We start from the raw sequence: 12,415 nt of genomic DNA, 5'->3' as shown, positions 1-12,415 counted from the left end.
GTGGAACCATGGCACGGGCACAGACGTTCTGTGTGCGGACGAGAATCTAGTGTTTGCAGCTGCGAACGGTCAAGGGGGTTTCTGCGTTGAGCGCCGCCGAGGACACGATCGTCCGGAACCGGTCCCTGCAGGCCGAGTGGTACGGCGAGCCGCTGGGGGAGCGCGTGCGCCGCCTCCTCGACCGGCTCGGGCTGTCGCAGTCGGGCCTGGCGGGCGTGCTCGGCCTGTCCGCGCCGATGCTGTCGCAGCTCATGTCGGGCCAGCGCGCGAAGATCAGCAACCCGGCCGTGCTGCACCGCCTGATGGCGGTCGAGGAACTGGCCGCCGACCCCGGCTTCGCCGAACTGCCCGCGGCCCGGGTCAAGGAGCGGCTCGCGGAGATCCGCGCCGAGTCCGCGCCGACGACCTCCGGGCTGCGCGTGCCCACCGGCGATCGCGCGCCCGGTGCCGCGCCCGGTGCCGCGGCGCCCGAACGCGCACCGGACGGACGCGCGCCCGGGGTGCGCGCGCGGGCGGAGGCGGGGGCGCGGGACGTCCAGGCGCTGCTGCGCGAGGTCGCGTCGGCTGGCGAGATCGAGGAGGCGGCCGCGCTCCTCGCCGACCGGTACCCCGACCTCGCCGAGGCGCTCCGGGTGTACGGGACGGGCCGGACGGGCGAGGCGGAGGCGCACTTCGCCCAGACGGTGCTGCGGGCGCCGATCCGCTAGCACGAAAACGGAACGTCCGGCCGCCCGAGGATGGGCGGGCGGTCATGCCTACGCGCGCTCGTCTCGATTCCCCTTCGCCATAACGACTGCTTATGTATCTACGGTGCGGCCGGAGACCGTTTGCGCGCCTAAAGGCTGTGGTCAGGGTCACATGCGGGTCCGCCTGTTATGTATGTCACAGGTCCGCGCCAGTGGCGTAGGGTCGCTTCGCTGGAAGCGCGCACGGGGCGTCACCGCCCGCATGCGGCACGGCCTACGGCCGAGGCGCGAGGGCCGCATGGCGCGCGCAGACCGTGGTACGGGGATCACACGACCCGAGGCTCAGGAGAGCGATCGATGAGCACACTGGAGGCGCCGGCCAAATCCCGCGCCCAGATCAAGGAACGCACGCTCCGCAAGGACAACTGGCGGCTCTATCCCATCACCACCTTCGTGATCTTCACGGCGTGGGTGGTGTACGCGACGATCCGGGCTTTCTGGGGCGCGGCCTTCTTCGTCCCGGAATTCCACTACCTGTCGCCGTTCTTCTCGCCGTGCTTCAACGAGATCTGCAACGGCGTGACGGTGAACGGGCACACCGGCGACGCGGCGGAGTTCGGGACGTTCCTCCCGGCCGGCACCCGCGGCTGGATCCCGTTCGCGGTGATCTCCCTGCCGTTCCTGCTGCTGTTCCGGCTGACCTGCTACTACTACCGCAAGGCCTACTACCGGTCGTTCTGGGCGGCCCCGCAGGCCTGCGCCGTCCGCGAGCCGCACGCCAAGTACACCGGGGAGCGGCGCTTCCCGCTGATCGGGCAGAACCTGCACCGCTACTTCTGGATCGCCGCGGTGCTCATCTCCCTGATCAACACCTGGGACGCGATCCGCGCCTTCCACGGCGAGGGCGGCGGGTTCGGCATCGGCCTCGGCACGGTCATCCTCTGGGTGAACGTGATCCTGCTCTGGCTGTACACGCTGTCGTGCCACTCGTGCCGGCACATCGTGGGCGGCCGGCTGAAGAACTTCTCGAAGCACCCGGTGCGCTACCGGATGTGGGGCTGGATCTCCAAGATCAACGAGCGGCACGGGACGTACGCGCTGGTCACGCTCGGCTCCCTGGTCGTCGCCGACGTCTACGTGATGCTCGTCGCCAGCGAGACCATCTCCGACCTGCGCATCATCAACTGAAGGCCAAGGAATCATGACTGAGATCGAGAGGCACTCGTACGACGTCGTGGTGATCGGTGCCGGCGGCGCCGGGCTGCGCGCGGCGATCGAGGCTCGCCTCCAGGGCAAGAAGACGGCGATCATCTCCAAGTCGCTGTTCGGCAAGGCGCACACCGTCATGGCCGAGGGCGGCGCCGCCGCGGCGATGGGCAACGTCAACGCCAACGACAACTGGCAGGTGCACTTCCGCGACACGATGCGCGGCGGGAAGTTCCTCAACAGCTGGCGGATGGCCGAGCTGCACGCCAAGGAGGCCCCGGAGCGCATCTGGGAGCTCGAACTGTGGGGCGCGCTGTTCGACCGCACCAAGGACGGCAAGATCAGCCAGCGGAACTTCGGCGGGCACGAGTACCCGCGGCTGGCGCACGTCGGCGACCGGACGGGCCTGGAGCTGATCCGCACGGCCCAGCAGAAGATCGTCGCGCTGCAGCAGGAGGACCACGCCGAGCACGGCGACTACGAGGCCCGCCTCAAGGTGTGGGCCGAGACGACGATCACGCGGCTGCTCAAGGACGGCGACCGGATCTGCGGCGCGTTCGGGTACGTCCGCGAGACCGGCAAGTTCGTCGTGTTCGAGGCCCCGGCCGTCGTCCTGGCCACGGGCGGGATCGGCAAGGCGTTCAAGGTCACGTCGAACTCGTGGGAGTACACCGGCGACGGCCACGCGCTCGCCCTGCAGGCGGGCGCGACCCTGCTGAACATGGAGTTCGTCCAGTTCCACCCCACCGGGATGGTCTGGCCCCCGTCGGTGAAGGGGATCCTCGTCACCGAGTCGGTGCGCGGCGACCGCGGTGTCCTCAAGAACTCCGAGGGCAAGCGGTTCATGTTCGACTACATCCCCGAGGTCTTCAAGGACAAGTACGCCACCACCCCCGAAGAGGGCGACCGGTGGTACGACGACCCCGACAACAACCGGCGGCCCCCCGAGCTGCTGCCCCGTGACGAGGTCGCCCGCGCGATCAACTCCGAGGTGAAGGCCGGCCGCGGCTCCCCGCACGGCGGCGTGTTCCTCACGGTCGTCGACCGGATGCCGGGCGGCGCCGCGGAGATCGTCCGGCGGCTCCCGTCGATGCACCACCAGTTCAAGGAGCTGGCGGACGTCGACATCACCAAGGAGCCGATGGAGGTCGGGCCGACCTGCCACTACGTGATGGGCGGCGTCGAGGTCGACCCCGACACCGCGGCGGCGAAGGTCCCCGGCCTGTTCGCCGCCGGCGAGGTCGCGGGCGGGATGCACGGGTCGAACCGGCTCGGCGGCAACTCGCTGTCCGACCTGCTGGTGTTCGGGCGCCGCGCCGGGCTCGGCGCGTCCGAGTACGTCGACGCGCTCGACGCGCGTCCCGCCGTCCCGGACGAGATCGTGGACGCGGCCACCGCGGAGGCCCTCGCCCCGTTCGAGCGCGAGGGCGGCGAGAACCCGTACGCCGTCCACGCCGAACTGCAGACCACGATGAACGAGCTGGTCGGCATCATCCGCAAGGAGGAGGAGCTGCGGCAGGCCCTCGAAGCCCTGCAGAAGCTCCGCGAGCGCGTCGCCCGCGTCTCCGTCGAGCCGGTCGCGGTGAACGACGGCCGCGGCTACCACCCCGGCTGGCACCTCGCGCTGGACCTGCGCAACATGCTCCTGGTCTCGGAGGCCGTCGCGAAGGCCGCCCTCGAACGGCAGGAGAGCCGCGGCGGCCACACCCGCGACGACTACCCGCAGATGTCCGCGGAGTGGCGGAAGGTCAACCTCGTCTGCCGCCTGGCGGGCGACCCGGACGACCCGCACGTCGAGCTCACCCGGCAGCCGATGCCGCCGATGCGCGCGGACCTGCTCGGCCTGTTCGAGACCGACGAGCTGAAGAAGTACCTGACCGCCGAGGAACTGCCCGCCGACGTCGTCGCGCCGGGCGCGGCCGGTCCGGACGCGGCGAAGGCGGACGGCAAGGCCGACCACAAGGCCGACCACAAGGCGGACGAGAAGGCCGAGGGCGAGGAGGGCGACGGATGAGCTACGAGGCGAAGTTCCGCGTCTGGCGCGGCGACGAGGGCGAGGGCGAGCTCACCGACTACACGGTCGAGGTGAACGAGGGCGAGGTCGTCCTCGACATCATCCACCGCCTGCAGGCCACGCAGGCCCCGGACCTGGCCGTCCGCTGGAACTGCAAGGCCGGCAAGTGCGGCTCGTGCTCCGCCGAGATCAACGGCCTGCCGCGGCTGCTGTGCATGACCCGGATGTCGACCTTCGACCCGGACGAGACGATCACGGTCACGCCCGTCCGCACGTTCCCGGTCATCCGCGACCTGGTCACCGACGTCTCGTTCAACTACCAGAAGGCCCGCGAGATCCCCTCGTTCGACCCGGGCGACGCGAAGCCGGGCGAGCTGCGCATGCAGCAGGTGGACGTCGAGCGCTCGCAGGAGTTCCGCAAGTGCATCGAGTGCTTCCTGTGCCAGAACGTCTGCCACGTGATCCGCGACCACGAGGAGAACAAGCCCGAGTTCGCCGGGCCGCGCTACCTCATGCGGATCGGTGAGCTCGAGATGCACCCGGCCGACCAGGCCGACCGCCGCGAGATCGCCCAGCAGGACCACGGCCTCGGGTTCTGCAACATCACCAAGTGCTGCACCGAGGTCTGCCCCGAGCACATCAAGATCACCGACAACGCGCTGATCCCGATGAAGGAGCGGGTCGTCGGCCGCAAGTACGACCCGGTCGTCTGGCTCGGCACCAAGCTGGGGATCGTCAAGAAGGGTCAGGACACCCCCTCCGCCTGACCCCCCGGGCGGCCGGCGCCCCCCGGGCGCCGGCCGCCCGGGCCCGCCCGTGCCGGTGGCGGGCGGCGTGCCCCCGCACCGCCGCCCGCCGATCGCCGTTCCCCGTGAACGCCGCCGCGCACACCGCGCACCACCCTGGCGCACCGGCGAGTGGGACGAATAGGGAGAAGTACACACAACGTGTGATGGATTCGTGATTCTTTCCCCGGGACGGGTCCCGGGCGGTTCGCTTTAGCGTGGTGGCATGAGCGCCCTCGAACCGGGTCCGTTCCTGGCCGAACTCACCCCGGCCGAACGCGCCCGACTGGAAGACCTCGGACACGTCCGGGACTTCGGCCGCGGGGAGACGCTGTTCGTCGAGGGCGACCGGTCCGCGTGGGTGGCGATCCTGCTGAAGGGGCGGGTGAAGGCGTACACCTACCGCGAGCAGGGCGGGGAGGCGCTGCTGGCGGTGCGGGAGCCGGGCGCGCTGCTCGGCGAGGTCGCGGCGATCGACGGGCTGCCCCGGTCGGCGACGGTCGAGGCCCTCGAGCCGGTGCGGGCGCTCGCCGTCCCGTCGGCGGCGTTCATGCGGTTCCTCGAGGAGAACGGGCGCGTCTCGATCATCATCATGCGGATGCTGTGCCAGCGGTGGCGGGACGCCGACCGCAAGCGCGCGGAGTTCGGGATGTTCGACGCCACCGGCCGGGTCGCGCAGCGCCTCGTGGAGCTCGCCGAGCGGTTCGGGGTGCCGTACGGGTCCGGGCAGCCGGGCGGCGAGAGCGTCCGGATCACGCTGAACCTGTCGCAGGAGGAGCTGGCCGGCTGGGTCGGCGCGTCCCGGGAGGCGGTCAGCAAGGCGCTGCGGCACCTGCGCGGGCACGGGCTCATCGAGACGGGACGGCGCCGCCTGATCGTCCACGACCTGCAGGCGCTGCGCGAGCACATCCGCTAGCCGCCCGCGGGCGCGCGGGCGGCGGCCCGTACGCTGTGCAGGATGCAGTTGCAGCAGCTCGCCTATTTCGTGGCGGTCGCGGAGGTCCGGCACTTCACGCAGGCCGCCGAGCTCCTGCGCGTGGCGCAGCCGTCGCTGAGCAAGCAGATCCGCGCGCTGGAGGGCGAGCTGAACGTGTCGCTGTTCAGCCGGGCCCGGGGCAACATCGCCCTGACGCCCGCGGGGGAGGCGCTGCTGCCGCTGGCCAAGCGCATCCTCGCCGACGTCGAGACGGCCCGGGTCGAGGTGCAGGAACTCGCCGGGCTGCGGCGCGGCCGGGTGCGGCTCGGCGCGACGCCGTCGCTGTGCGCGGGGCTGCTCGCCGACGTGCTGCGCCGCTTCCACGACGCCTACCCGGGCATCCAGCTGATCGTCGAGGAGGGCGGCTCGCGCGACCTGGTGCGGCAGCTCACGCGCGGCGAGCTGGACCTGGCGCTGGTCATCCTGCCGCTGCACGGCGACCCGCCGCTGGACACCACCCCGATATTGCGCGAGTACCTGGTGGTGGCGTCCCCGGCCGAGCAGGCGGGGCGGACGCCGCTCCCGCGCCGCTCGTTCCTGCGGATCGACGACCTGCGGGACCGTCCGCTGGTGATGTTCCGCCCCGGCTACGACCTGCGGGAGGCGACGATCGGCGCGTGCCGCGCGGCCGGGTTCGAGCCGCGGTTCGCGGTCGAGGGCGGGGAGATGGACGCGGTGCTGCGGTTCGTCGAGGTGGGGCTGGGCATCGCGGTGGTGCCGAGCATGGTGCTGGCCGGGCGGCCGGGCCTGCGCGGCACCCCGCTCGTCCTGGACGAGGCGGCGCGGCGCGGCCACCTCGGCGAGGGCCTGCTGCGGACGATCGCGCTCGCGCACCGCAAGGACGTCGAGCTGACGCACGCCGCGCGAGCGTTCCAGGACACGATGGAGACCTTCCTCGTGGAGGCCGGCCTGGCCGGCAGCCTCCCCGAAGGCGTGGAGACCCTCGTTCACGACTGAGCCGCTCGTCCGCGCCTGAGCCGCTCGTGCGCGGCCGGGACGGGGTCAGCGGCCGAACCCCGGCCAGGCCCGTCCGATGAGCTGCCGGACGGGCCGGTGCGCCGGCCGTTCGGCGTCCGCGCCGGGAAGCCGCAGCCAGCCGCGGGTCCGCGTCTCCTTCACCGCGACGAGGACGGACCGGTAGGCGTCGGGCGCGCACACGGGGGTCTGCCGGATCACCTCGTCGTAGAACCAGTCGGACGCGATCAGCGCGAGGACACCGGGGGAGGCCCGCAGAGCGGACTTGACCGGTTCGGCCTCCAGCAGCCGGAAGGCGAGGTTGAGGGAGGAGCCGACCACGCCGTGCGGGTCGTAGCGGATCTCGCCGGCGTGGAGCGCGACCCGGAGCCTGATGCGCGCACCGGGGGCGGTCGTGCAGTTGTGCCGGACGAGCGGGGGGACGAGCGCGTCCGGGAGGCGCGCGGCGAGCCGTTCCTTCGGCACGCCGGGCGGCACGAGGACCATCGCGCCGTCGCCGCGGTCCTCGTAGTAGCAGGAGTTCCAGGGGACGCCGGATCCGGTGAAGGCGCGCTGGAGCGCGGCGTACATGCCCCGGCGGACGGCGAGCCGGTCCCAGTCCGTCCGGCTCCGGTGCCCGTAGCCCTCGACGTCGACGCACACGATCGATCGGTGAACGGCGGTCATCGGCGTCCGCCCCCTTCCGACTGCTGATGCATCTGCATATGCATGGGACAATGCACGTGCACGGGGACGTCATGCTAGTGCATGCCGCGCGGCGGGGGCCGCAGGACGGCGAAAGGCCCCGCCCGGTTGCCGCGGCCGGGCGGGGCCTCACGTGGGGGGACGGCTACTTCTTCTTGCCGCCCGCGGACGCCTTCAGGTAGTCGCCGTTGAGGCGGCCGATGACGTCCAGGCCGATGCCCTTCGGGCAGACGACGGTGCACTCGCCGGTGTTGGTGCAGCCGCCGAAGCCCTCGGAGTCGTGGGTGTCGAGCATGGACACGGCCCGGTCCCAGCGCTCCGGCTGGCCCTGCGGCATCAGCCCCAGATGGGTGATCTTCGCGCCGAGGAACAGCGCGGCCGAGCCGTTCGGGCACGCCGCGACGCACGCGCCGCAGCCGATGCACTCGGCGGCCTCGAACGCGGCGTCGGCGTCCGGCTTCGGGACGGGCGTCGAGTGGGCCTCGGGCGCGGTGCCGGTCGGCGCGGTGATGTACCCGCCGGACTGGATGATCCGGTCGAACGCGGAGCGGTCGACGACCAGGTCCTTGACGACCGGGAACGCCTTGGCCCGCCACGGCTCGACGTCGATGACCTCGCCGTCCTTGAACTTGCGCATGTGCAGCTGGCACGTCGTGGTGTTCCGCTCGGGACCGTGCGGCGTGCCGTTGATGACCAGCGAGCACATGCCGCAGATGCCCTCGCGGCAGTCGTGGTCGAACGCGACGGGCTCGGCCCCGTCGGCGATGAGCTTCTCGTTGAGGACGTCGAGCATCTCCAGGAACGAGGCGTCGGGGGAGATGTCGTCGAGCTTGTACTCGACCATCTTGCCCTTGTCCTGGGGGCCGCTCTGGCGCCAGACGCGCAGTGTGAGCTTCATGGTTACTTGTACGACCTCTGCGTCGGCTTGACGTATTCGAAGTTGAGGGTCTCCTTGTGCAGGACGGGCTTGGCGCCCTCGCCCTGCCACTCCCAGGCGGCGACGTAGCCGAACTCGTCGTCGTCGCGCTTGGCCTCGCCCTCCTCGTCCTGGCTCTCGGCGCGGAAGTGGCCGCCGCAGGACTCGGTGCGGTGCAGGGCGTCGATCACCATCAGCTCGCCCAGCTCGAGGAAGTCGGCGACGCGGCCGGCCTTCTCCAGCTGCTGGTTGAGCTCCTCGCCCTTGCCGGTGACCTTGACGCGCTTCCAGAACTCCTCGCGCAGCGCCGGGATGAGCTCGAGCGCCTTGCGCAGCCCCTCCTCGGTGCGCTCCATGCCGCAGTACTCCCACATGATGTGGCCGAGCTCGCGGTGGAAGGAGTCGACGGAGCGGTCGCCGTCGATCGACAGCAGCCGGTCGATCTGGCTCTTGACGCGCTCCTCGGCCTCGGCGATCGCGGTGTCGGACGCCGGGGGCAGGGAGTTCTTGGCGATGTAGTCGTTGATCGTGGCCGGCAGCACGAAGTAGCCGTCCGCGAGGCCCTGCATGAGGGCGGACGCGCCGAGGCGGTTCGCGCCGTGGTCGGAGAAGTTCGCCTCGCCGATCACGAACAGGCCGGGGATCGTGGACTCGAGGTCGTAGTCGACCCACAGCCCGCCCATGGTGTAGTGCACGGCGGGGTAGATGCGCATCGGCGTCTCGTACGGGTTCTCGCCCGTGATCCGCTCGTACATCTCGAACAGGTTCCCGTACTTCGCCTCGACCTTGTCGCGGCCGAGCCGCTCGATGGCGTCCGCGAAGTCGAGGTACACGCCGAGCCCGCCGGGGCCGACGCCGCGGCCCTCGTCGCAGACGTTCTTCGCGGCGCGGGACGCGATGTCGCGGGGCACCAGGTTGCCGAACGAGGGGTAGATGCGCTCGAGGTAGTAGTCGCGCTCGTCCTCGGGGATGTCGGCGGGACGGCGCTCGTCCTTCGCCTTCTTCGGCACCCAGACGCGGCCGTCGTTGCGCAGCGACTCCGACATCAGCGTCAGCTTCGACTGGTGGTCGCCGCTGACCGGAATGCAGGTCGGGTGGATCTGCGTGTAGCACGGGTTGGCGAACAGGGCGCCGTGCCGGTGCGCCCGCCACGACGCGGTGACGTTCGAGCCCATCGCGTTCGTCGACAGGAAGTACACGTTGCCGTAGCCGCCGGACGCCAGCACGACCGCGTCCGCCGTGTAGTGCTTGATCTCGCCGTTGATCAGGTTCCGGACGACGACGCCGCGGGCGCGCCCGTCCTCCATGATCAGGTCGAGCATCTCGTGGCGCGGGAACAGCTCCACGTTGCCGATCTCGACCTGCCGCATCAGCGCCTGGTAGGCGCCGAGGAGGAGCTGCTGCCCCGTCTGGCCGCGGGCGTAGAACGTCCGGGACACCTGGGTGCCGCCGAACGAGCGGTTGTCGAGCAGGCCGCCGTACTCGCGGGCGAACGGGACGCCCTGCGCGACGCACTGGTCGATGATGTTCCGGGAGATGTCGGCGAGCCGGTACACGTTCGACTCGCGGGACCGGAAGTCGCCGCCCTTGACCGTCTCGTAGAAGAGCCGGTACACGCTGTCGCCGTCGTTGCGGTAGTTCTTCGCGGCGTTGATGCCGCCCTGCGCGGCGATCGAGTGGGCGCGGCGCGGGCTGTCCTGGAAGCAGAACTGCTGCACGTGGTACCCGGCCTCGCCGAGCGTGGCGCCGGCGGAGCCGCCGGCCAGCCCGGTGCCGATGATGATGATCTTCTTCTTGCGCTTGTTGGCCGGGTTGATCTGCTTGGCCTCGAACTTGCGCGTGGTCCAGCGGTCCTCGATCGGGCCGGCGGGCACCTTGCCGTCGACGATCGGGTCGCCGAGCTCGTAAAGGTCGTCGCTCATGTTCAGCTCACCCATCCGAAGGTGATGGAGACGGGGACGGAGATGAAGCCGATCGTCACCACGGCGGAGACGGCGATGGCGAGGCCCCGCAGGAGGTTGTGGCTGCGCGGGCTGCGCAGCCCGAGGGTCTGGAACGCGCTCCAGATGCCGTGGTGCAGGTGCAGGCCGACCAGCAGCACCGCGAAGACGTACCAGACGGTGATGTACCAGCGGGACGGGTCGAAGTCCGCGATCATCCGCGCGTACGGGGTGTCGTCCGCGCCGAGCGGGTTCACCACGAAGAACGTCAGGTCCAGCAGGTGCCAGACCACGTAGATCGCGATGATGATCCCGCCGTAGCGCATCGTGTGGGTGGCGTAGCCCTGCGCGTGGCTCTTCTTCTTCGACTCGTACTTGACGGGACGCGCGGCGCGCGCACGGCGGGCCAGCGACACCGCCGACCACATGTGCAGGACCACCGCGACGACGAGGACGACCTCGATGATCGTCAGCACCGTGCGGTGGGGCACGGCGGGCTCGCCTATCGTGCGGAGCCAGTGCGCGTAGTGGTTGAAATCCTCCGCGCCGAAGAAGATCTTCAGGTTCCCGACCATGTGCGCGATCAGGTACAGCACGAGGATGCCGCCCGTCACCGCCATGACGGCCTTCTTGCCGACGGTCGATCGGTAGATCGCAGGTATCGCTATAGCCACGGGCGCACGTTATGTCCGACTCGGTGCAGAGCTCCAAGTCATCAGCGCACTCATTTCGATAGCCCAGGACTATCGACCGAGGAGAACGGGGGGTTTTCGCGTCCCGCCGGGGTGCCGGGGTGAGTGAGTTCACAGGGTGTTCGGGAACTCTGCCGCAGAGTGACCAACATGACATTGACGGACATCGAACGCCCTGGTCAGCCGCCCCGACGCGGGACCGGGCCGGTTCGTCGCGCTCCCGTCCGTCCTCCTGCTGTCACGCGTGGCGCGACAGCAGGAGGACGGCGAGGTCGTCGGTGAGGGCGTCCTCGTTGAGGTGCTCGACCTCGGAGACCAGCTCGTCGATCAGCGCGCGGCCGGTCGCGCCCGTCCCGCGCGCCGCGTGCGCGAGCTTCACCAGGCCCTCGGTGCCGAGCCGGGCCGACCCCGCGCCGATCCGGCCCTCGATCAGGCCGTCGGTGTAGAGCATCAGCCCCCACGACTCGCCGAGGTCGATCTCCGTCGTCGGCCACTCGGCGCCCGGGATCAGGCCGAGCGCCGGGCCGTGCGCGTAGTCCGGCAGCGCCGACACGTCGTACGAACCGTCCGGGCCCTCGCGGAACAGCAGCGGCGCCGGGTGCCCGGCCAGGTGCATCCGCGCGGTCCGCCGGGACGGCGCGATCGTGATCATGCAGAGGGTGGTGAAGATCTCCTCGTTGCGCCGCTCGTGCCCGAGGACGCTGTCGAGGGTGCCGAGCAGTTGCTCCCCGGTGTGCCCCGCCAGCACGAGCGTCCGCCACGCCATCCGCAGCTGGACGCCGAGCGCCGCCTCGTCCGGCCCGTGCCCGCAGACGTCCCCGATCATCAGGTGGACGGCGCCGCCCTCGGTCTGCACGGTGTCGTAGAAGTCGCCGCCGAGCAGGGCGCGCCGTCGGCCGGGCCGGTAGCGGGTGTGGTGCCGCAGCGACGGGTCGTCGATCAGGGGGACGGGCAGCAGCCCGCGTTCCAGCCGCGCGTTCTCGCGCCGCAGGATCCGCGCCTCGACGAGGCGCCGCTCGGTCTCCTCGGCGCGCTTGCGCTCGACCGAGTAGCGGACGGCGCGGGCCAGCAGCGGCCCGTCCACCTCCTGCTTGACCAGGTAGTCCTCGGCGCCGGCGGCGACGGCCCGCACCCCGAGGTGCGCGTCGTCCAGGCCGGTCAGCACCACGACGGCGGCGGTGCCGGACATCTCCAGAACCTCGCGCAGGCCGGCCATCCGGTCGTCGATGCCGGGCGCCGACAGGTCCACGACGATGCACTGCGTGCGCCGGGTGAGGGCGCGGCGGGCGCTCGCCAGGTCGGCGGCGACGGTGATGTCGGCGTCCAGGCCGCTGTCGGCGAGCATCTTCTCGACCATGAGGACGTCGGACGGCGTGTCGTCGATGAGGAGCAGGTCCACCCGCTCCTCGGTTCCCGAGGCGGGGGGACGCGTCTGATGGCTGATGGCGCTCACAAAGCTTCCAAGAAGTTAGGGCCGGCGACGGGCACTGGCAACGGCAGGACGGCTCCGCATGCCGCGCGTTCACCGCGCGGACGGACGG

11 protein-coding genes are annotated in these 12,415 nt (G+C 70.9%); 6 read left to right on the top strand and 5 right to left on the bottom strand.

Annotated features, from left to right (window positions below):
* The first annotated feature begins 86 nt into the window (after positions 1-86).
* From ACFQ11_RS10200 to ACFQ11_RS10175, 6 genes are all read left to right on the top strand, one after another.
* On the top strand, positions 87-707 hold the full coding sequence (locus ACFQ11_RS10200; protein ID WP_378297761.1) for a helix-turn-helix domain-containing protein: 621 nt from the start codon (positions 87-89) through the stop codon (positions 705-707).
* Between the two features lie 336 nt (positions 708-1,043).
* Positions 1,044-1,874 (top strand): hypothetical protein, encoded by an 831-nt coding sequence (locus tag ACFQ11_RS10195; RefSeq protein WP_378297760.1) that lies wholly within the window; start codon positions 1,044-1,046, stop codon positions 1,872-1,874.
* Between the two features lie 13 nt (positions 1,875-1,887).
* Positions 1,888-3,906 (top strand): fumarate reductase/succinate dehydrogenase flavoprotein subunit, encoded by a 2,019-nt coding sequence (locus tag ACFQ11_RS10190; RefSeq protein ID WP_378297759.1) that lies wholly within the window; start codon positions 1,888-1,890, stop codon positions 3,904-3,906.
* Entirely contained in the window at positions 3,903-4,673 is a 771-nt protein-coding gene (locus ACFQ11_RS10185) for a succinate dehydrogenase/fumarate reductase iron-sulfur subunit (RefSeq protein WP_378297758.1), read from the top strand. The genes ACFQ11_RS10190 and ACFQ11_RS10185 overlap by 4 nt, the downstream gene beginning before the upstream one ends.
* Positions 4,674-4,917: 244 nt before the next feature.
* Complete coding sequence (locus ACFQ11_RS10180; RefSeq protein ID WP_378297757.1) at positions 4,918-5,607, top strand: Crp/Fnr family transcriptional regulator; 690 nt, start codon at positions 4,918-4,920, stop codon at positions 5,605-5,607.
* Between the two features lie 42 nt (positions 5,608-5,649).
* Positions 5,650-6,624 carry a LysR family transcriptional regulator gene (locus tag ACFQ11_RS10175; protein WP_378297756.1) on the top strand — a complete coding sequence of 325 codons (975 nt, stop codon included), beginning with the start codon at positions 5,650-5,652 and terminating at the stop codon, positions 6,622-6,624.
* A 45-nt stretch (positions 6,625-6,669) separates the two neighbouring features.
* On the opposite strand, the gene ACFQ11_RS10170 is transcribed toward ACFQ11_RS10175, so the two are convergent.
* The 5 genes from ACFQ11_RS10170 to ACFQ11_RS10150 all read right to left on the bottom strand — a co-directional run bounded on the left by ACFQ11_RS10170 (position 6,670) and on the right by ACFQ11_RS10150 (position 12,273).
* On the bottom strand, positions 6,670-7,308 hold the full coding sequence (locus ACFQ11_RS10170) for a hypothetical protein (RefSeq protein WP_378297755.1): 639 nt from the start codon (positions 7,306-7,308) through the stop codon (positions 6,670-6,672).
* A 163-nt stretch (positions 7,309-7,471) separates the two neighbouring features.
* A complete protein-coding gene (locus ACFQ11_RS10165; RefSeq protein ID WP_378297754.1) occupies positions 7,472-8,224 on the bottom strand; it encodes a succinate dehydrogenase/fumarate reductase iron-sulfur subunit in 753 nt (250 codons plus the stop codon).
* 2 nt (positions 8,225-8,226) lie between these two features.
* A complete protein-coding gene (locus ACFQ11_RS10160; protein WP_378297753.1) occupies positions 8,227-10,164 on the bottom strand; it encodes a fumarate reductase/succinate dehydrogenase flavoprotein subunit in 1,938 nt (645 codons plus the stop codon).
* A 2-nt stretch (positions 10,165-10,166) separates the two neighbouring features.
* On the bottom strand, positions 10,167-10,856 hold the full coding sequence (locus ACFQ11_RS10155) for a succinate dehydrogenase cytochrome b subunit (RefSeq protein WP_378297752.1): 690 nt from the start codon (positions 10,854-10,856) through the stop codon (positions 10,167-10,169).
* A 256-nt stretch (positions 10,857-11,112) separates the two neighbouring features.
* Positions 11,113-12,273 (bottom strand): PP2C family protein-serine/threonine phosphatase, encoded by a 1,161-nt coding sequence (locus ACFQ11_RS10150; RefSeq protein WP_378297751.1) that lies wholly within the window; start codon positions 12,271-12,273, stop codon positions 11,113-11,115.
* Between the last annotated feature and the right edge of the window lie 142 nt (positions 12,274-12,415).

This window comes from Actinomadura sediminis, from assembly GCF_042675525.1.
GTDB classification, from domain to species: domain Bacteria; phylum Actinomycetota; class Actinomycetes; order Streptosporangiales; family Streptosporangiaceae; genus Spirillospora; species Spirillospora sediminis.
This window is presented reverse-complemented; position numbering and strand designations above follow the sequence as displayed.